The sequence below is a fragment of the Mucilaginibacter sp. P2_A4 genome (genome assembly GCF_056405015.1).
Window position 1 is genome coordinate 300,277 of sequence record NZ_JBFUCX010000001.1, and the last position, 21,153, is coordinate 321,429.

A 21,153-nucleotide genomic window follows, 5' to 3' on the forward strand; every position below is an offset into this window, starting at 1 on the left:
ATTTTGAGGAGAGAAAAAAGCTATGCGTGCATAATAAATTAATAGGTATTTTGAAATTGTGTGTTTTACTACGAAGCTCCCTATTTAACCATTAGCAACTTCATTGTGATTAAAAATTGTTTTGACCCCGGCCAAAATAAGCACATTGAGATTGGGTACCTCCAAAACTGGTTTGATAAAGGTTATCGCTATTTGCGATGTATCCCTACCAAAAATTCTTATTAATTCATTTCCAGTCTCATCTATCCAACAATATTCTGAACTGAAAAATGATGTGGTACTAAAATTGGCCTTGAAGCCATTATTGAGTTTTAAATTGAACTTGCCTATAAATAATTTTGTTTCACCATAACCAATCATTTTACCCTCAGGGGTTTTTATGGAAAGATCACCTATGGTGGAGTTTAATATCAATATAGTTTCGTCTTTGGTCTCCAAAAATGTTTTTGGCACAAATGAGTTGTCATTATACATACGCCCATATAAAATTATATTATTGGTTAGGTCATAATGCGAGCCTCTGTTCAACAGCCAAAGCTTTTTGCTATTTAAGTTATCAATGCTGCTATATTCCATCAATCCGTTCCCTTTTTCTTCTTTATAGTTTTTTTACGCGCAAGCAAAGCCTGTTGCATCAGGTACTCGATTTGCCCATTGGTGCTCCTGAATTCTTCGGCAGCCCATGCTTCCAGTTCCTTTAATACATCCGGATTAATGCGTAATACAAATGCTTTTTTCTCAGCCATATCAACTCCCTGCCGCGTTTGCGGCCTGCGCTTGTTTTATCAAAATTAAATTTACGCCCAATAGGGCCAGTAGGGGCATATCTGGTATGGATTTTAACTTATCCAGGTCAATCGATACGTCAAATGGTTTTTTAAAACCCCACATATTGGCTTTTACACCCAATATATCACCATACTGGTCGCTCATCAAACTAAAAGTACGTGTAAAAAGCTTTTTGTAAGCGTACATAGCCTCAAAGCCATTGTTCATACTCAGTTTTACTTTACGCGATAATATCTCGGGCGTTATAGCTCCCAATTCCATTTCATTGGCATCTTTTATCAATAAAGTTCGGCTAAAAATGCGTTTACGTTTGATGAACCATTTATTTTGCGCCGACTCCAGGATCATGGTGGTTTTCCATAAATTGCCATAGCTTAGTTTCCCATAAACAAACTGCCCGTCGGTAAGGTCAAATGAGGGTCTGAAAAAGCCGTTCCGGGTAACCGAAAGCTCGTTGGTACGCAGCTGATCAAAACTTCTAAACTGATCCATATTATTAATGATATAAGGTACCTGTGTTAACTACCGGATTAACGCTTCTGTCGCCACATAATACCACCAGCAGGTTGCTTACCATGGCGGCTTTGCGTTCCTCATCCAGTTCTACTATGTTTTTTTCTGATAGTTTATTCAGTGCCATCTCTACCATACCCACGGCGCCTTCTACTATCAGCCTTCGGGCGGCAATAATGGCAGATGCCTGTTGTACCTGGAGCATCGAGTGTGCAATCTCGGGCGCGTAGGCCAGGTGCGAGATCCTTGCTTCCAAAACCTCTATCCCGGCGCGATGAAGTCGCTCGTTTAGTTCTTTCTCCAATAAGAGGCTTACCTGTTCGGCACCACCACGCAGGGTGATTGTAGCGGTTTCATCCTCCAGGTTATCATAAGGGAAGGAGTTGGCCAGGTGCCTTACAGCAGCTTCGCTCTGTATGTTCACGTATTGTATATAGTTTTCAACCGCGAAAACCGCGCTGGCGGTATCTTTTATCTGCCATACAATTACAGCTGCAATTTCAATTGGGTTGCCAATACTATCGTTTACCTTTAGTTGCTGGCCGTTAAGGTTAAATGCTCTTAAGGAGATCTTTCTTTTTACAGTGAACGGGTTCACCCAAAAAAAGCCGTCCTTTTTAACGCTGCCTACATATTTACCAAAAAGCGTAAACACTTTTGATTCGTTTGGGTTTACAATAACCAAACCGGGGAGTATAAAAACAACGCCCAGTATACCCACAGCGGTACCAATGGGTTCTTCGCCGGTAGCAAAGCAAATTGCAGCAACTGCAAACAATACCAATAACAAAACAAAGGCTAAAAAGCCAGAGGGCGGGTTGATGGTTTTTTCAGAGTCCATGGTGATTTAAATTGATTTTAAATTGATATCATAAAGATATCAATTTTCATTTGATAAAAGCAAATAAAAGAATCGGGAATTGAGAGTCAGGAGTCAGGAATCAAGAGTCAGGAATCAAGAATTAGGAATTAAGAAAGAAAAAGCAGTAGGTGTTAGATTGAGAATCAAAGGCAATAATAAATGCAGTTTAAAACCGCGTTTGTATATTGAAAATCCCCTTTCTTGGTTCTCGACTCTTGATTCTTGACTCTCATTCAAAAAACTTATATTATTTTTGAATGGTTAATTAAATAAATGGCAAAACTATCCACCTCGCGGCAAAAGGCATTAATGCGTAAATACGCCCGAAACGTTAAGTTTTTGATGATGCTGTTCAGCATTAGTCTAATTGTTTTCTTTTTGCCCAAACAGGCAAAATTTAGCTATGAGTACGAAAAGGGGCGCATCTGGAATCAAAAGGACCTGGTATCGCCCTATAACTTTGCTATACTTAAAACCGGGCAGGAAATTGATAATGAAAAGAAAACTGCTTACGAAAGTATAACTCCCATTTACCAGCTTGAGGCAGCCACTGAAGGCCAGCAGATTGAAGGGTTTAAAAACGATCTTGAAATAAAATGGCATAACGCCGGTATTAATGATCGTTTAAAAATAAAATATATTGACGCCGGCACCGCATTGCTAAAAGAGGTGTATGATACGGGTATTTTAAAGCTGAGCGATAAATATTTGGTACACGGCAATAATTACCCGGTTACCATTTTAAATAAAAATGTAGCTACGGATAAAAATACCAATGAGCTGTTCACCAAAGAAAAAGCTTTAACATACTGCGATAAAATACTAACCAAACGCACCGATATTGATAAGGCTTTTATGCTTGATTTGTTGCAGAACAGGATTCAAAGTAATTTAAACTACGATGATAACCTTACCCTGCGCCTGGAAAAGGAGGTTTATGATGGCCTTTCTATAACCCGCGGCATGGTACAAAAAGGGGATGTGATAGTTTATAAAGGATCGGTGATCAATGATGATGTTTATCAAAAGTTAGATTCGTACAAAAAAGCTTTTGAGAACAATGCCCGCGTAAACGGTAACCATACACTGGTGCTGGTGGGGCAGTTTTTACTGGTATCCATAGCCATATCATTGCTGATGATATTTCTATACCTTTTCCGTAAGGATATATATGCCGATAACCGCCTTGTGGGTTTAATATTGCTGGTAATTACGGCTATGCTGGCTACTTTATCGGCAGCTATCAAATTTCAGTTCCCTACAAACCTGTATTATATACCTTATTGTATAGTGCCAATCATCATCCGTATTTTGTTTGATACGCGTTTGGCGCTTAATATTCATTTGCTGGTAGTATTAATAGCAGGCTTTTTTGTGCCAAACAGTTTTGAGTTTGCTTATTATGAGATCACGGCCGGGATGGTATCTATTTACAGTATTAAAAACCTGATACGCCGCGAGCAGTTCCTGATCTCGGCTGCCATTATCATCTTCACTTATTTCGCGGCTTTCCTGGGGATCACCTTTATCAGGGAGGGTACATTCCTGGACATCGACTGGATGGATTTTCTGCCGTTTGTGGTGAGTGTATTGCTTACCCTGCTTGCTTACCCGATGATCTATATATTTGAGAAGATATTCGCGCTTACATCGGATATTACACTCATTGAGCTTACCAATACCAATGCGCCATTATTGCGCGAACTGGCCTTTACTGCTCCCGGCACATTTCAGCACTCGTTACAGGTGGCCAATTTGGCCGAGAATGCAATTTACACCATTGGAGGGAATGCTTTACTGGTAAGGGCAGGGGCACTGTATCATGATATTGGTAAAATGGAAAATCCGCTGTTTTTTATAGAGAACCAAAGCTCGGGTTTTAACCCGCATGATAAGCTGCCTTATGAGGAAAGCGCCCAGGTAATTATAAGGCACGTGAGCAAAGGGATTGAGATGGCCCGCAAAGCCAACCTGCCCGAGGTGATTATTGATTTTATCCGTACCCACCATGGTAATACCCGTGTCGACTATTTTTATCAGTCGTCATTGAAGAATTTTCCCGAAAAATTCATCAATGAGAACATTTTTAGGTACCCCGGACCGATCCCTTTTTCAAAAGAAGCAGGTGTTTTGATGCTTGCCGACTCGGTTGAGGCCGCTTCGCGCTCATTAAAAGAGCCCGATGAAGAATCAATAAGTGTTTTGGTTGATAGGATAGTAAAATACAAGTTGGATCAGAATCAGTTGAAAGACAGTAATATAACTTTGAAAGATATTGAAACTATTAAAACTATTTTTAAGCGAATGCTGATGAGTATCTATCATGTGAGAATAGATTACTAGAAAATGAATTTTTTTTTTGACGGGAAAGTTGATTTGCTATATTTGCAGTCCCGGAAAAAGGGGAACATATTAAAAAAACACGGAGAGGTGCCTGAGAGGCCGAAAGGATCAGTTTGCTAAACTGACGTACTGGAAACGGTACCGAGGGTTCGAATCCCTCCTTCTCCGCTGAGTAGTTATCAAACAAGACCGAAAACGCTTAAAATCGCTGATTTTAGGCGTTTTTGCTTTTTAGGTATCCCAAATCGACTATAATTTCTCACTCTGATCGAGACCTCGGATCAGCAATTATTTACAAAGAGTTGCGTAAAATGACCTGAAAAGGAATAGCCACGTGTTCCTTGCGGTTCTCTAAGATTAGCCGGGCGGTTGTTTCACCCATTAGTCTGAAATTAGTTGATATGGTTGTAATACCTTTGAGAATAATCTTTTTCAAGGTAGTCTCGTTGTAGGAGATAACCCCAATGTCTTTTCCTACCTCCAGCTTATCTGAAATCGTCTTTTCTATCAGCTCGACCAGGTCATCTTCCATCAGGTTGATATAAACGGTGCCTGGCTGTAAATTTTCTCTGGACAGGCACCCAATGATGCCGTAATCAAAAGCGTATTGCTGGCAAAAATTAACGAAGCCGCTCAAAATCCCCTTGGAGTAATAACTGTTTTCAGGAAAAATGATCTTGAGCGTATGGTATTTCGCCAGCCGTTCTACCAATTGCTGCAGGGCAGAATAAATATCCTTTTCAAAATCCTCGTACACCGATCCGAATTGCCCTGAAATACCTGTGATCAGTTTGTCCATCAGGATGAGTTTATCTTTGGGCAACTGCTCAATTATTTCTTTTGCCTCCTCTTCATTTTCAAAAAAATGGGGGACGATAACCAATTTGGAATATTGCTCGATGTTTTTGAGCAGCAGCTTTTTGAAATAATTGAAGTCGTTATTATAGATATAAAAGTCGATGGCGGCGTTTACACCTAAAGTTTCAGCAAGAGAATCGTAAATGATCTTTTTATGGCTGCTCAATTTATTAAACAAAAGCAGGATTTTAACGGGCTGTTCAAAATGAACGTTGGAAATGAAGTATCCTTTCCCATTGACAGAATTCAACACTTTTACTTTTTTTAATTCATTGTAGGCTCTTTCTATCGTATTCTTTGAAACTTCCAGGGCGATACTCAGGTCATATATAGATGGAAGAATATCATCTTTTTCGATCTTTTGATCCTCTATCCCCCGCAGTACGGAATTATAGATCTGCATATATTTAGGCGTTATCGAAAATTCATCAATCTTAACAATTTTCAAATAATTCTTCATCTCCTTAATTAGTTATTCCGTCATAAATACGGAATAAAAGTAAATCTATTTTCTAACAAATCCTAATCTTTGCTAAACTTTACTAACGAGGTAAGAAATTAATAGGAAGGTTCAGGATGGTTTAGCGATTCCATCGGAATACTTTTGCTTTACTTCGGTAGCTATATTCATGAGATCGAATTGTATAGAACAGACAGTACACTACAAATCTATGCTGAAAACAGGGGCACGAAAACAGCCGGCCCGACCCTCAGGCAAGCAAAAGTTTACCTGAGGATATCCGTTGACTTAGCCAATAACTACACGATCCTGCAATATAGCCTGGATGGAAAGGATTTTATAAACCTGGGTATGGAATGCGATCTGTCAAGTTTTAATTCCTGGAAAGGAATGCGGCGGGCCCTGTACTCGTATAATACCCTGCAAACCGGTGGTGAAGCTTTGTTCGACTGGTTTCGCTACCCGGTATGACGGGCCCAACGGCGGATGGATCTGTTCATTCAAGGATTGATCGATGTTGAACTAAAACGCGAGTTCGACGCCGCTTTTCAATCCTTCCTCGTATTTAGCCTTATCGAATTTATAGAGAAAAGGTGAACGATGTGCACCGATCTTTTTTGTCTCATTCAATTTAATGATTATTCCGGTGGCCAGCAACCGTTTAGAGAAGTTCCGGTCATCCAGTGATTTACCGAGAATGGTTTCATAAAGACTGTGGATTTCCGGCAGGGTGAATTTTTCAGCAAGTAGCTCATAACCGATCGGATAATGTGCAATGTGCAGCCTCAGGGCCTGTAATGCTTCCAAGATAATGAGCTTGTGGTCAAACATCATCGGTGGAATATCACTTACCGGCCACCACTGGCATTCCGCTTCATAAGATCCTTTTCTTGGTTCCACCTTTGAAAATTCTGTTAGTGTATAAAACCCTACAGATACAAAATAATCAAAGATCCAGAGATCCGGGGATACATCAATTCCGGTAAGCGCAGTCAAGTGTTTGGCAGAAAAACCGTCATCTATTACCCGGGATGGCGTTCCAAAAGCCCGAAATTGCTGTAGGTAAAGATTTTTGAGGCCCGTCCGCGTAAATGCAACCCGGTCAGCTGCTTCTTCTATGGTTTCCGTTCTTTTAATGTAACCGCCCGTGACCGTCCATTTATCAAGGGCAATAGGTTGTTGCAGCAGTACTTTGAGCTCCTTGTCGTGATAACCAAAAATTACGTTATCTACTGCCACATTGCGGAGGTACTGATCCGCGTGTTTAAGAATATCATCGATTTCTTTTTGTTCCATACTTCTACAAGAATATTGAATCCCTTTCACTAAGGAGATTACAGGTGCACAAATGTATTAAAAAAATCATTACGTAAAAAATACGCATTACTAATTGGAAGTGTCAATTTAAAAACATAGTTTTATTCCGTAATTTATACGTAATAATAAATGAAGACAAAATCTGCTCAAGCAAATCTAAACCGCCCGATAAGAGGATTTTACTTTTTGGCGTTTATCTCACTGATCATATTATTCCAGAGTGCTCACGCCCAGGATTCAAGGGGAATTATTTTTGACAATGGCTGGCGCTTTAAAAAGGATACGTTAAAGGGGGCCGAAAACCCGGCTTTCGACGATTCTGGCTGGCGAACGTTGAATTTACCGCATGACTGGAGTATTGAAGATCTGCCTGATCAAAAGGAAGGCGAAGTTCAGGGACCTTTTACCAAATCATCTATCGGGAAAGCGGCAACAGGATTTACCGAAGGTGGGATCGGCTGGTACCGGAAAACTTTCACGTTGGATAAAACCTACAGGGGAAAGAAAACTTATATCCTTTTTGACGGGGTTTACATGGATGCAGATGTTTGGATCAACGGACATCATTTGGGTAATCATCCATACGGTTATACTTCGTTTTCGTACGACCTAACTAATTTTTTAAGCCCTATTGGTAAACCGAATTTAATTGTAGTACGTGCAAAAAATTTAGGAAAAAACAGTCGCTGGTATTCTGGCTCCGGTATTTACCGGCATGTGTGGCTTTTGCCAGTCAATCCGGTTCACACAAAACTTTGGGGGAATTATATCACAACACCCGAAGTATCAAGTGACAAGGCAACAGTTAATGTCCAAACTTCTGTGGACAATAAATCGTCAAAGCAAAAGACAGTTAATGTGAAAATCAATTTGCTTAATCCTTTAGGCCAGGTTGTAGCTTCCCGAAAACAAACCTTGACTATCCCGGCCAATAGCAGTGCTGACATAACGCAAAAATTGATAATCACCAATCCTAATTTATGGGGACTAAACAATCCGGTATTGTATAAGGCCAGGGTAACACTGATTGCTGATAACAAACCTATCGACCAGACAAATACTTCTTTCGGTATTCGCAGTTTGAAATTTGACGGACAAAAAGGTCTATTGCTCAATGGGCAAGTAGTTAAATTAAAAGGTGGATGTATCCATCACGATCTTGGCCCCTTAGGCGCAGCCAGTATTGACCGGGCTGAAGAACGGAAAATAGAACTAATTAAAAAAGCCGGATATAATGCGGTTCGCCTAAGTCATAATCCACCTTCTCCCGCGTTACTAAGCGCTTGTGACCGTTTGGGTATACTGGTAATGGATGAGGCGTTTGATATGTGGGAGCTGCCGAAAAACCGGCAGGATTACCATCTTTATTTTAAAGAGTGGTCACAAAAGGACCTGGCATCGATGATCCTACGTGATAGGAATCATCCTTCGGTGATGATGTGGAGCATTGGAAATGAAATTTACGAAGCACCTGATTCATCCGGCTACGCAAATGCAAAACGTTTATCCGATGAAGTTAAAACACTTGACCCGACCCGACCGGTAACTGATGCCATCGTTTTCTTGCCGCCTTATACCAAAAAACCGTGGAAAGACTACGAACCCCACGTTGCGAACCTGGATGTTGATGGATACAATTACTTTCTTGATAAATCTATTTATTTCCAGCGGGATAGTGCAACCCTGCATCGCTTCGAAACTGAACGGGCCAGGCATCCAAACAAATTATATATGTCTACAGAATACTTACCGAATGCTGCCCTTGAAAACTGGGACGAAACAGAAAAATATCCCTGGTTCCTGGGCGGCTTTTGCTGGACAGCGATGGATTATATAGGAGAAGCTGGCATCGGGAAATCAATATTGGCGCCCAAGTCGCAAAAACTGCCAAAAGGATTAATGGGCATGGGTTTATTCTACCGTAATAACTGGCCTGTTTTTAACGCATACTGTGGTGATATTGATCTGATTGGCAACAGGAAGGCGGAGTCGTACTATAAAAACGTGGTATGGCGTAATAGTCCTGTTGAAATGCTGGTGCATCGCCCGATTCCTGATGGGCAGAAAGAAATTGTGGCAACCTGGGGAATGCCTGATGAAATCAAATCATGGACATGGCCCGGGCAGGAAGGAAAGAAAATGCAGGTTGACGTTTACACGCGCGGCAAGACGGTAAAGCTTGAATTAAACGGGAAAGTGATTGCCGAACAGCACGTTCCCGACAGCTCGATCACTGCCACATTCCAGGTTGAATATCAGCCGGGAACATTAATTGCGAAATCCTTTGATAATGGAAAGGAAATCGGTTCAAGCACATTATCAACTGCCGGTAAGCCATTTGGGATCCGTCTTATTGCAGATCGCAAAAAGATAATGGCCGGCCAGAATGACCTTTCCTTTATCAGCGTTGAAGTGGTGGACAGTAAAGGTAATGTTGTGCCTTCGGTTGACGGGCTGGAGCTGAATTTTAAACTTACCGGTGATGCAACTATTGCCGCTGTCGGGAATGGTAATCCTTCTGATATGTCCAGTTTTCAGCAGCATCACAAACAAGTTTACCAGGGCAGGGCGCTGGCCATTATAAAGCCTTCGAGCAGCAAAGGAACTGCAACGTTAATGGCTTCAGCAAATGGATTGCAAAGCAGTTCAGTTCAAATACAAATCAAATAAATGTTTACAAGGGTTGTTTTAGCACCAGGAGAAATTAAGCAGGTACCCTTTACCATAACACCTGATAAGTTGAAATTTTATAATCTGGAAATGAAGGAGTTGATAGAGCCTGGAGCATTTGATATTATGGATGGATCTTCCTCGCAGAAATTTGAAACCGTAAAACTGACGGTCTTATAAAATCAATATTATTATGAAAAAATTACTGATAACAATGTTTTTGCTCTGGGGATGCTCACTTGCAGAAGCCCAGGTAAATCCTCGGACAATCACCATAGATGCTAATAAACCGAAAGGCAAATTAAATACTTTTTTCAACGAATGTGTGGGCGCAGGAAGGGCCAACGAAGGTCTGCGGGCTGATTGGCAACGGCAGCTTCGTGTTGCAAAAGAGCAACTGGGCTTTCGTTACATACGGATGCATGGTATACTGCATGACGATATGGGTGTTTACTTTGAAGACCAGGCCGGAAAACCGTCTTATAACTGGCAGTATATCGACGAATTGTATGACTTTTTATTAAGTATTAAAGTAAGGCCATTTGTAGAGTTTGGATTTATGCCGAAGGCACTGGCGAGCAAAAATACTACGCTATCTTTCTGGTTTTGGAAACCGAATATATCCCCGCCTAAAGATTATGACAAATGGGATGATCTGATAAAAGCATTGGTTCGTCACTGGACAGAACGTTATGGGGAGGCCGAAGTAAAGCAGTGGTACTTTGAAGTATGGAATGAACCCAACCTGAAAGGCATTTTTTGGTCCGGTGACCAGGGTGAATACTTGAAATTATATAAAGAAGCCGCAAACGCAGTGAAGTCAGTTTCGCCGAATTACCGGGTAGGAGGCCCCGCTACCGCAGGTAACGCCTGGATACCGGAGCTAATCAATTATTGTACTCAAAATAAAGTTCCGATTGATTTTATCAGTACCCATACATACGGTAATGGTATATTTATCAAGTTAAGTGAAAATGATTCGACTGCCACCAGCCACCGGAAAAATGCTGTTTCCGGTGATGTAATAAATTCAAGAATGACTATTGATCAATCGGCAATGCCTAATCTTGAATTACATTATACCGAATGGAATTCGTCCGCATCGTTTGACGATCCTATTCATGACCATTACCGGCAGGCTGCTTATATACTCGAAAAAATACGAAAAGTAGGGAACGCGGCAAATTCTTTTTCATATTGGACTTTCACCGATATTTTTGAAGAAGAAGGGCCAAGAAAAACTCCTTTTCATGGCGGATTTGGATTGATAAACTATCAGGATATTAAAAAACCAGCCTTTTATGCTTATAAATATCTAAATCAACTTAGTAATCAGGAATTGCAAAATGCTGATTCATGTTCCTGGATCTGTCGTGATAACAAAGGCAGCACACAGGTTTTATTATACGATTATACAGATAAAATTTTGCATAGCGTAGCTGAGAACAAGGCATTTTCTTCTTCTATTATTTCTCCGAAAAGTAAAGGCAAAGTTAAACTCATTTACAAAAACCTATCACCAGGAAAATACACGATGATGGTGTATAAAACAGGTTTTAAGGTAAACGATCCTTATACCAGTTATCTTGAATTAGGTGCGCCTACACAACTGACAAGAAAGGATGCAGAACTTATTAAACAGAAAGATAACGGGTTACCTATCTTAAGTAAAACAGTCGCAGTTACATCCAAAAAGTCACTCGAAGAAAGCTTTGATCTGTTTGAGAATGATGTCATATTGATCACAATAAAAAAGCTGTAAATAAGTCAATTATCGTTTAAAGTTCATAATACATTGGTGCCACAGATGGCAATTGATGAATTGAGGAGCAAATAAAATCAAATTGTTAAAAGATGAAGATATATCAAATCCTTCTGTTTCTTTTTCTGAGCAGCCCGCTTATCAGCGTTGCACAAAATACCCCGGTGTTATCCGCCAATGGCTTTAACGCTAAAGACACTCTTTTTAAAAAGCCCTACATTGACAAAGATGAATGGCGGGATGAACCTGTTCGGCACCGCTATGTTCATGGTGGATTCACGGGCACGGATATGCGTTTCTCATTCTATTTCCCAGTTAAGGAAAAATTTCAGGGGCATTTTTTTCAATACATTACCCCTGTTCCCGATAACGAAAATTTATCACAGGGAGCAACAGGCGAGGAAGATAAGATCGGTTTTTGTATAAAAAATGGTGCTTATTTTATAGAAACAAACGGTGGTGGAAAACAAGGAATGGGAATGCCTGGCAGTGGTATAGATCCAACTATCGGGGCATACCGCGCGAATGCCGCCGCTGCACAGTTTTCGCGGGTTGTGGCATCTCAGCTATATGATAAGCGCCGGATATATGGCTACGCATTTGGCGGCAGCGGTGGCGCTTATCGAACCATTGGTGGGATTGAAAATACCGATGGTGTATGGGATGGGGCAGTGCCTTATGTGTTAGGTTCACCGATGGCTATTCCTAATGTATTTACAGTTAGGGTTTTCGCGATGCAGGTACTGCATGAAAAATTTCCACTGATTGTAGATGCGTTGGAACCGGGCGGCCCCCCCGATATGTATGCAGGGTTAAACGCTGAAGAAAAACAAGCATTAAAAGAGGCAACCCAAATGGGGTTCCCGCCTCATGCCTGGTTTGCTTATAAAACGATGGGATTGCACGCCTTCCCGGTATTATACCCTGGCGTTACGATGGCAGATCCAAAATACTTTAAAGATTTCTGGACACTACCCGGCTACCTGGGAGCTAACCCGCCAGCATATTTAGTGAAAGCCAGAATTCAAAAATCAAGCAAAATAAAGGAGATGATCACATCCGAACAAGGTATTAGTTTGGGTTTGACGCCTGCCGACAAAGCTGGTTCCGGACGAGGTACAGCAGATTTAGCCTGGAAAAATTTAGGCAGAAAAGATGGCACTATACCAGTCGCCATACAACTGGAGGAACCTGTTACCAATGGTAATTTTCTTGGAGGCGACCTGATTATAAAAACTGGGGAAGCAGCTGGAAAGTCCTTATTTATTACTGATATTAAAGGAGATAAAGTGGTTTTTGGAGTAGTAGATGTAAGTGTGCTGGCCGCGCTGAAACCGGGGGACGAGGTTATGGTTGATAACTCAAATTTCCTGGCTGCTGAAACTTATCAGCGCCACCAGGTGCCGGGCAAAGAATACGAGGTTTGGGACCAGTTTCGCGATTCCACAGGTAAACCAATCTATCCGCAGCGCCCTATGCTTTTAGGGCCGCTTTTTACCAAAGCCGCTTCCGGAGTTTTGCCCACCGGCAAGTTCAAGGGGAAGGTGATCTTGTTAGGGTCTCTTTGGGACAGTGAAGCCTTTCCATGGCAACAGGATTGGTATCGGTCAAAAGTAAAGGAGAACTTCGGGGCCAGCACAGATGATCATTTCCGGCTTTGGTATACGGATCATGCTAATCATGGAGACTCTAAGATACCCGGCGATCCGGCACATTTAATAAGCTACCTGGGCGTATTGCAACAAGCTTTACTGGATTTGAGTGATTGGGTTGAAAAGGGCATTCCACCGCCTGCTACCACAAATTATAAAATTAGAGATGGCCAGGTTATAGTACCACCATTAGCGGCAGATCGCAAAGGTATTCAGCCTACGCTAACTGCAAAAGCAAATGGAAGTGACCGCGCAGGCACAAAGGCCGGTAAACCGGTATTATTTACGGCGAAAATGGAAATACCGCCTCACGCCGGAAAGTTTGTATCAGCCCATTGGGATTTTGATGGGAAAGGAACTTTCCCGGTGACTGGTAAGTTAATGTTGAACAAGGCAAAATCTCAGGCAACGGTAACAACCACCCATGTTTTTACTAAGCCTGGAAACTATTTCGTGGTTCTGCGGATAGCTTCGCAAAGAAACGGTGACGCCGAAACGCCATTTACCCTGATCAGAAACCTTGCCCGTGTTCGCGTGGTGGTTAAATAAATTTTAAGATAATTCAACTGATAAAAAAATTAATAGGAGTCATGAAAAATCATCGCAAATTGGTCGCAAGCCTTTTTTTAGTTGCAATTTCTTTAGTTTCATTTGCACAGGAAGGGATTAAAAAAAAACGATCTAAAGTAGAACACTGGTTCCCGAAATACGACTTCAATAGCGGGGTATTCTCTAAGCCCCCTGTAGCATTCGCACCTTTTGCCCGCTGGTGGTGGCCAGGCAATAATGTAGAAAACGGCGAACTGCAAAGAGAGATCAACCTCTTTGCCGATAACCATTTTGGTGGTGTAGAGATCCAGGCCCTGAATTTATTTGTTCCCGGAACGAAAGAAGCTAAAGCGAAGGCCATTACCTGGGATACCCCCGATTATTACGACCATGTTAAAACCGTGATGGACGAAGCGCGAAAACGAGGCCTGACGGTTGACATGACTGATGGCAGTGGCTGGCCCCCGGGTGGCAGCCACCTGGCTGCTACAGATGGGTTTATGAGTCTGCAGTTCGCTTCACTGGATATAAAACCAGGTGATGGCCAAACGGTGGCCCTGCCAACTATAAGCAATTCGTCCACCGTTCCTGCTCATTTGGAAGCGGTGATCGCCGCCAGGTCATTACCCAAAGTGGCAGGTGATAAAACCAAAACAATCCAGCTGGATCCATCGTCCACGATTGTGCTGACCAACCATGTAAAAGGAGATTCCCTGCGTTGGAAGCGGCCGGCAGGTGACTGGAAGATCATCGCTTTCTGGAGTAAACCCGCAACGCAGAAGACGATGACCGCCAGCCCGGTACAGGGGCCTGTCATGAATCACCTGGATTCCTCCAAAGTGCTGAAACATTACCGGCATCTGTTTGGTGAAAAAACAGGTCTCCAGCCTTATTTCGGTAACCCGATGCGCGCTGTCTTTGACGATAGTTATGAGTTTGCGGTCGACCGGCATTATACCTCCGGCTTTATCGCGTATTTTAAAAAACGGCGGGGTTATGATATTACTCCCTGGTTACCTGCTGAAATGCAAAGAGGATATAATTATGTCTCTTATATGAAGCCAAATACTGACCCCGATTTTTCTTTTTCCAAAGAGGACTGGCGGTTGAAGTACGATTATGACCTGACCGTAAGTGAGTTGCTTGGTGAACAGTTTTTAAAGGCCACTAAGAACTGGCTGGAACCGCAGGGCCTGCTTCACCGCACCCAGGCTTACGGACTGAACATGGACATGATCGCGCAGGCCGGGTTGGCCTCCATTCCGGAAACAGAAAGCATGCTCGCGCAGGAGGCCAACTTAAAGATCATGACCTCTGGCGGGCACCTCTACAACCGACCCATTGAGTCGGCCGAATCGATAGTTTTCAGCGGACGTGCTTACACCAATACCCCACAGAAAATCAAGATCGCAGCCGATAAATTATTTGCCGCGGGTGTAAATCAGATCATTTACCATGGCGTGCCATACCGGTATACGCCGGAAGAACTTGGTCCGGAAGGCTGGTACCCGTTTTCTACACCATCCGTCGCCGCAGTTAACTTTTCTTCCAATTTAGGTGAAGGCAATATATTCTGGAAATATCAGAAAGAGGTGAACGACTATATTAACAGGACCCAGTATGCCCTGCGTTCGGGTAAGCCGCATGCAGATGTCCTTATTTACTTCCCCTTTATGGATGTGGACGGCATGCCGGACAACCCGGAAGAGATCCTGACCAAGGGCAAAATGGAGGGTATTGAAGGCCCTTTACCTACCGTTAAAGAAGTAAGAAACGAAGCTAAGGAACGGTGGGCTCAGCAAGTATACCCGGTTATCAATCAGCTGGAAGCAAGCGGTATAACCTGGGATTGGGTTAATGACCTGTCTATACAGGATGCCAGCCTGGACGCCAAGAAACAGATCAATATCCGTGGAAATCATTACCAGGCATTGATCCTGGCCAATGATTCAATTATCCAGCTACCAACCGCACGTAAGATCAATCAGCTCGCAACAGCAGGGATGAACTTTATTGCCACCGGCACATTACCGCATATGCAGCCATCCTATTTAAACTGGAAAGAGAATGATCTGCAAACCAAAAAAGCTATAGTAGCAGCGTTAAAAACAAAAAACAGTAAATATATCAGGGATCAGCATGATCTAACCAACTGGATAAAAGGTTTGCACCCGGATGTTGTTTTCAATAGTCCCTATCATTTTACAAGACAGGTACAGCGGAACATGAGCGATGGCAGCCGTATCCAGTTTATATGGAACAAAAGCGACCAGTGGCAAACGCTATCCTTAACGCTGGGCAAGGCTTACAAAACAAGCTGTTGGCTCAATGCTGCTGACGGGACCGTTATTAAAAACAACAGTTCTGTGGTTGTTTACCGCATGCCTCCTTATGGCTCAGTGATCCTGTATGCCTCCACAACAAGTAGTAACATGAAAAATACCCCAATGACGGTAGCGCTGGTTAATGACCAGGCGAAGGAGCTGATCAATTTAGAAAAATGGGATTTGAAAGCGGATACCATCACGATCAGAAACAGCTCATTATTTGACTGGAAAACCAATGATCAGCTTAAATTTTCATCTGCGGAAGGTGTTTATACTTCTTCCTTCCAATGGGATCATGCAAACAACGCCTCACATTTTTATCTTGACCTGGGCAAAGTTTATTTCACTGCCGAAGTGTATGTGAACGGAAAGCCTGCCGGCAAAAGAATTTTTGCCCCATATCAGCTGGAAATTACACCTTTGCTGGTACAGGGTGTGAACACGATAGAAATTCATGTTACGACAGGCCAGTTAAACGGCTTCATAGGGAAGGCCAGGCAAGGTGATAGCCGGTATAAACAGTTTAAAGGTAAAGAAGACCAGGTAATGTCTGCAGGATTGATAGGCCCGGTTATCATAAGGGAAACAAAATGAGAAAAACAATAATTAACCAAATACCGGTTATGCGCTTAAACCTATTAAAAATGAAATACACATTTGGATTAACATTGGGGTTCATGATGGTGTCATTGATCTCCAGCGCCCGGGTAAATCGGGATACCATCAAACCGGGAGAGATTTGGCCGGATGACCGGGGCATTCCCATTCAGGCACACGGCGGCGGGATATTGAAGCTCGGCAAACTTTATTATTGGATCGGCGAAGACAGGACAAAAGACACCGACAAAGAGCTTCGTTTCGTTGGCTGTTACGCTTCCAAAGACCTGGTGAATTGGAAATTCAGGAAACAGATCAAATTCAGCGTCCCGGAAGGTTTCAATAAAAGCAATTGGATACTGGAGCGTCCCAAGGTTTTTTATAACCAGAAGACAAAAAAGTTTGTGATGTACATCCATCTTGACTCCGCCTACCGGCTGGCCAGGGTTGGTGTGGCTGTTAGTGACAAGGTGGACGGTGACTACAAGCTGCTGAAAAGTTTCCAGCCTTTGGACCACCAAAGCAGAGATATTGGCCAGTTTATTGATGATGATGGTACGGCATACCTCATTTTTGAAGACAGGCCGTATGGATTCCGGATCGCCAAACTCTCTGATGACTACCTGACCGTTGAGAAAGAGATTTGCCTGATCAAGGAACATATGGAGGGCGGCGCACTTGTTCATTATAAGGGGCTTTATTATGTAATCGGTTCTAAACTAACCGGTTGGAAAGCCAATCCCAATAAGTACGCTACTGCGGTATCGCTATCAGGCCCCTGGTCGGAGTTTAAAGATATCGCCCCGCCCGCCGCCAATACTTATGGTGCGCAATCTACGATGATGGTAAAGGTTGTTGGTACCAGGACCACCTCCGTTATATTTATGGGTGATATCTGGAAGCCGGATGCCTTATGGGATTCACGTTATTTATGGATGCCGCTTGAAATTGATGATGGAAAAATCTGGTTGCCAGAACCCCGGCCATGGACAATTGATATCAAAAGCGGGATAGTCAATTTCAAATAACAGGTGAAATCCTAAGCATTTTACCGACTGGTAATTGAAAAGTTTTAATCTATTCTGATGAATCAGAGGTATTTACCAACAAGCAACATGTTTGATAAAAAAGCAAATGAAAAGGCACCATCCATGGTGCCTTTTCATCGCATAGAACCGGCTTAGAATTTATAAGCCAGTGTCAAATAATAGGCTCTTGCCTGTATCCCGATAGCAGAACCGACGGCGTTCGACTTTTTATCCGCTTCATATTGTGCTTTGGTATAGTCCGCGCCGGAAAGCCTGGTGAAAAAATCTCCTGGCCTTGCAAAAGTTGATATGCCATAAGTGTTAAACAAATTATTGATATTCAAACTCACTTGCAATTTCTTGGTAAAGTCATAGCCGGTTCCAAAGTTAAACTGGCTATATCCTGGGATATAAAAGACGTTGCCTACGCTGAATTGCCTTTTACCGAGGTATTGCCAGCTTAAGAATGAATAAAAGTTGCCTGTGCTGTACGTCGGTGTTACATTCACAATAATATTCGGACTATTGTCCGCTTTATTACCGGAGTAACTTACGAGTGTATCGTCAGTAGGGCCATTTTTATTAGGCACCCAGAGCGTATAATGCGTTGCTTTAGCGGTTTGAAAGGTTGCGACAGACTTAACGCTGAGTTCTTTGGTGAAATTAATTTTAGACTCTAATTCCAAACCAAAAGTTCTGATAGACTCGTACTGAACCGGTGGATTGTAATTCGTTGTATTATCGACGTTGGTAAACAATTGAACATTCGGAACATGGCTCAGGTTACTGTAGAAGGGGGTGATAAATAATCCAAAATTCCGGTCACTAACTTTTATTCCCATTTCTGCCTGTACAATTTTCTGTGCCTGCACATTTAAATTAGCTGAGGTAAACGGCGAATTGGCTGCAAAATAGATAGACAAGTCAGGCGCTTTCTTCCCCGAAGAAAACCTTCCATAAATAGATGAGTGACTTGATATTTCATAATTCAATCCGGCAGAATAGGAGAATGTGTTCACCCTTTTATTGAAGTCATAATGGGGGCCGGCACTTCCTCCATAATTGTCATAAACTGTCAATGGATTACCATCTGTTCCGCCATAGGTTGGGTCAGCTGATTTGGGATTCGCAATTGATGTTCCGGCAAAGCCATCAATATGAAGGGTCTCAAACCGAACGCCATAGTCTAAGTTTAGATTGGGCAAGATCTGCCAGTTATTACCAAAGAATAAAGCCACCTGGTTTTGAGTTGCTTTATTCTCAGTAAAACCTCCGTCGCCTTCCTGAAATACGCCCTGAGGGGAAGTTAGCTGATAAACCTGGTTTGTAGGACTTGTTAAATTAACATCGACAATATGCGGACGGTTTTGAATAGTTCCCAGGGCAAAGCCGGCAGTACCGCTATAGGTGTGTACCTGGCTGTTTGCAAAAAAGCCGCCCAGGGTAAAACTCATGTTCTTAAGCGTCTTGGTAAACGAAGCCTGATCCATCAGCTCCTTGCTGCTGTTTAAGTTTACAAAAAGCGGTTGTATGAACAAGGAGTTCGGCTGGACATTCCCTCCCGGAAAATTACTGTTTGATATGGTGTAGTCATAGCCGCTCTGGGATGTGACATTCCCCAATAATGCCCCCGTATTGGCATCTGTAAATTTGAATGTGCCCGGTTTTCCCAAAAGGCCTAAAGCGGCATAAGTAATTAAATTATCCATTGCGAGCGGGCTCACAAGCGTTGTAGAGTTCCAATCAGCTTTTTTAGAAGAATACTTTATGGCGTTATTGAAAGTCCAGCTACTGTCTAAATGTTGAACAAGGTTCGCGCCGATCGTTCTGTCAACAGAATGAATTAAATTTTGAGGTTTGAACGTGTAATTTTTACCATTCAGCTGATAATTTGAGCTGATCGCCTGCGGGCCTTCGGCAGATGTAGATGAAAATCCCGGGGCAGGTTTAAAATCGAGGGTGGTAGGGGTATATTCGTAAAATCCGTTTCGATCATTCAGGTATTTACCATAGATCTTAATGGAACCACTCTTGTATTTTTTTAGGATATTTCCACGTACCTGTCCACCCTTGTTAAAGGCATAACCTACATCTTTTGCACCTATAGCATACCTGTAGAATCCTCCGACGTTGTAAGTCAGGGAGCCATCTTTACTGGCGGGACCGCCCAGGTCCAGATCGCCCCGGTAAAAAGGGTTGTGGCCATTTCCTTCCAATCCATATTTTGCCCTGAATTCTCCGCTGAAAGCCGGGCCGCCGGTTTTTGAAATATAGTTAAAAATACCACCCGGTGCATTGTTACCTAAAATAGATGCAGTTCCACCGCGAACAGCTTCCAGTTTTCCTAATGTGGCGTCGGGCCTTAAAAAATAATCAGGGCCATAATTACCAAAATTCACATTGGTTACTGGCAAACCGTCCTCCTGCAAAGAAACGTAATAATATCCGGCACCGCCATCACTTGTCCCGGTTACTCCCCTTGAATAAACGGAATTCCTGATCTCACCCACAGCGCTCGAGACAAAGATGCCCGGAACATTTCTGAGCAGGTCAGCGGCGCTAAGCGGCACCTGTTTGGAGATTTGAGCAGCATTTAATGTGGAGATGGCAATAGATGAGTTCATCGCAGTTCTTTTATCAAAAACGCCGGTTACGATTACTTCACTGAGGTCGGCACTGTTGGGAACTAAAGAAATGTCCACGGTCTTTCTGCCCGAAACCGGCACTTCCTGTACCGCGTAGCCAACAAACCGGAAAACCAATATCCCCTGTGCCGGAACGGGGATGGTATATTTGCCCTCACCATCTGTTGCTACGCCACCGGTGGAGTTTTTGAGGGATACAGTTACCCCAGGCAAGGGTGCTCCTTTTTCGTCTTTAACCACACCGGAAACTTTAACCCCCTGTGCGATAGCTTGCGTTGATAAAAAAATAAATAAAAGGAACATCCAGAAAAGGCGTCCAAATTGTAATTGCTGGTAAAAACTTTGCATAATAAAGAATTAAGAGGTGAATGCCCCTGGTTAAATAATAGTATAATTGGCTCTTGTACTATGGATCGACAAGTGAATCAAAACTATCTCAAACATTTTGTAAAACCCTCCCTGACCTACCTCCACCTTCCCTAACCTTCATGATTAAGTGTTCTTTTCACAATAAACAAAATCGCGTGATCAAGGTATTAGCCCGGATCGCCCGCCTTCAGGGGGCGCCTGTGGTAATGAGTAAAAACTGCCGGCACCTTATAGGTTAAATAAAACTATTCTGCCCAGAGTGGTTCTACATGCCCGGGGAGCGGGAGCTCTTAATTATTGATTCACTTTATCTTTAGGCATCTGCCAGCGTATATAAAATTTATCACCTTTAAGCTAAAAATAGTCAATGCGTAAAAATTACGTATTAATATTTGGAATTATAAATATTGTT

15 protein-coding genes and 1 tRNA gene are annotated in these 21,153 nt (G+C 42.6%); 9 read left to right on the plus strand and 7 right to left on the minus strand.

The genetic code is table 11. The features are described 5' to 3' along the window. Positions 1–84: 84 nt before the first annotated feature. From AC1DYB_RS01065 to AC1DYB_RS01080, 4 genes are read right to left on the minus strand one after another with little or no spacing between them, the layout of a single operon-like run. Entirely contained in the window at positions 85–576 is a 492-nt protein-coding gene (locus tag AC1DYB_RS01065; RefSeq protein ID WP_477431673.1) for a hypothetical protein, read from the minus strand. Next, positions 576–746: a type II toxin-antitoxin system antitoxin gene (locus AC1DYB_RS01070; RefSeq protein WP_477431675.1), complete on the minus strand. Its 171-nt coding sequence runs from the start codon at positions 744–746 to the stop codon at positions 576–578. The genes AC1DYB_RS01065 and AC1DYB_RS01070 overlap by 1 nt, the downstream gene beginning before the upstream one ends. A gap of 1 nt (position 747) precedes the next feature. Beyond that, a complete protein-coding gene (locus tag AC1DYB_RS01075) occupies positions 748–1,281 on the minus strand; it encodes a hypothetical protein (RefSeq protein ID WP_477431677.1) in 534 nt (177 codons plus the stop codon). A 4-nt stretch (positions 1,282–1,285) separates the two neighbouring features. Continuing rightward, positions 1,286–2,143 (minus strand): SPFH domain-containing protein, encoded by an 858-nt coding sequence (locus AC1DYB_RS01080; RefSeq protein ID WP_477431679.1) that lies wholly within the window; start codon positions 2,141–2,143, stop codon positions 1,286–1,288. A gap of 294 nt (positions 2,144–2,437) precedes the next feature. On the opposite strand from AC1DYB_RS01080, the gene AC1DYB_RS01085 reads away from it, so the two are divergent. Both AC1DYB_RS01085 and AC1DYB_RS01090 read left to right on the plus strand, forming a co-directional pair. Continuing rightward, on the plus strand, positions 2,438–4,507 hold the full coding sequence (locus AC1DYB_RS01085) for an HD family phosphohydrolase (protein WP_477431681.1): 2,070 nt from the start codon (positions 2,438–2,440) through the stop codon (positions 4,505–4,507). 81 nt (positions 4,508–4,588) lie between these two features. Then, positions 4,589–4,675 (plus strand) — tRNA-Ser (locus AC1DYB_RS01090). A gap of 124 nt (positions 4,676–4,799) precedes the next feature. Here the strand turns inward: AC1DYB_RS01090 and AC1DYB_RS01095 are convergent. After that, positions 4,800–5,825, minus strand: a complete 1,026-nt coding sequence (locus AC1DYB_RS01095) for a GntR family transcriptional regulator (RefSeq protein ID WP_477431683.1) — start codon at positions 5,823–5,825, stop codon at positions 4,800–4,802. Between the two features lie 144 nt (positions 5,826–5,969). On the opposite strand from AC1DYB_RS01095, the gene AC1DYB_RS01100 reads away from it, so the two are divergent. After that, on the plus strand, positions 5,970–6,296 hold the full coding sequence (locus AC1DYB_RS01100; protein WP_477431685.1) for a beta-xylosidase family glycoside hydrolase: 327 nt from the start codon (positions 5,970–5,972) through the stop codon (positions 6,294–6,296). Positions 6,297–6,347: 51 nt separating this feature from the next. Here the strand turns inward: AC1DYB_RS01100 and AC1DYB_RS01105 are convergent, their stop codons facing one another. Continuing rightward, positions 6,348–7,121: an NUDIX hydrolase gene (locus AC1DYB_RS01105; protein ID WP_477431687.1), complete on the minus strand. Its 774-nt coding sequence runs from the start codon at positions 7,119–7,121 to the stop codon at positions 6,348–6,350. A gap of 150 nt (positions 7,122–7,271) precedes the next feature. On the opposite strand from AC1DYB_RS01105, the gene AC1DYB_RS01110 reads away from it, so the two are divergent. From AC1DYB_RS01110 to AC1DYB_RS01135, 6 genes are all read left to right on the plus strand, one after another. Further along, complete coding sequence (locus AC1DYB_RS01110; RefSeq protein ID WP_477431689.1) at positions 7,272–9,812, plus strand: glycoside hydrolase family 2 TIM barrel-domain containing protein; 2,541 nt, start codon at positions 7,272–7,274, stop codon at positions 9,810–9,812. Continuing rightward, entirely contained in the window at positions 9,813–9,992 is a 180-nt protein-coding gene (locus AC1DYB_RS01115; protein ID WP_477431691.1) for a fibronectin type III-like domain-contianing protein, read from the plus strand. Between the two features lie 13 nt (positions 9,993–10,005). After that, entirely contained in the window at positions 10,006–11,574 is a 1,569-nt protein-coding gene (locus AC1DYB_RS01120) for a GH39 family glycosyl hydrolase (protein ID WP_477431693.1), read from the plus strand. A gap of 92 nt (positions 11,575–11,666) precedes the next feature. Continuing rightward, positions 11,667–13,775: a PKD domain-containing protein gene (locus tag AC1DYB_RS01125; RefSeq protein WP_477431695.1), complete on the plus strand. Its 2,109-nt coding sequence runs from the start codon at positions 11,667–11,669 to the stop codon at positions 13,773–13,775. 41 nt (positions 13,776–13,816) lie between these two features. Then, on the plus strand, positions 13,817–16,696 hold the full coding sequence (locus AC1DYB_RS01130; RefSeq protein WP_477431697.1) for a glycosyl hydrolase: 2,880 nt from the start codon (positions 13,817–13,819) through the stop codon (positions 16,694–16,696). Beyond that, positions 16,693–17,727 carry a family 43 glycosylhydrolase gene (locus tag AC1DYB_RS01135; RefSeq protein ID WP_477431699.1) on the plus strand — a complete coding sequence of 345 codons (1,035 nt, stop codon included), beginning with the start codon at positions 16,693–16,695 and terminating at the stop codon, positions 17,725–17,727. Before AC1DYB_RS01130 ends, AC1DYB_RS01135 begins: the two co-directional genes overlap by 4 nt. 152 nt (positions 17,728–17,879) lie before the next feature. Here the strand turns inward: AC1DYB_RS01135 and AC1DYB_RS01140 are convergent, their stop codons facing one another. Further along, positions 17,880–20,720 carry a TonB-dependent receptor gene (locus AC1DYB_RS01140; protein WP_477431701.1) on the minus strand — a complete coding sequence of 947 codons (2,841 nt, stop codon included), beginning with the start codon at positions 20,718–20,720 and terminating at the stop codon, positions 17,880–17,882. Between the last annotated feature and the right edge of the window lie 433 nt (positions 20,721–21,153).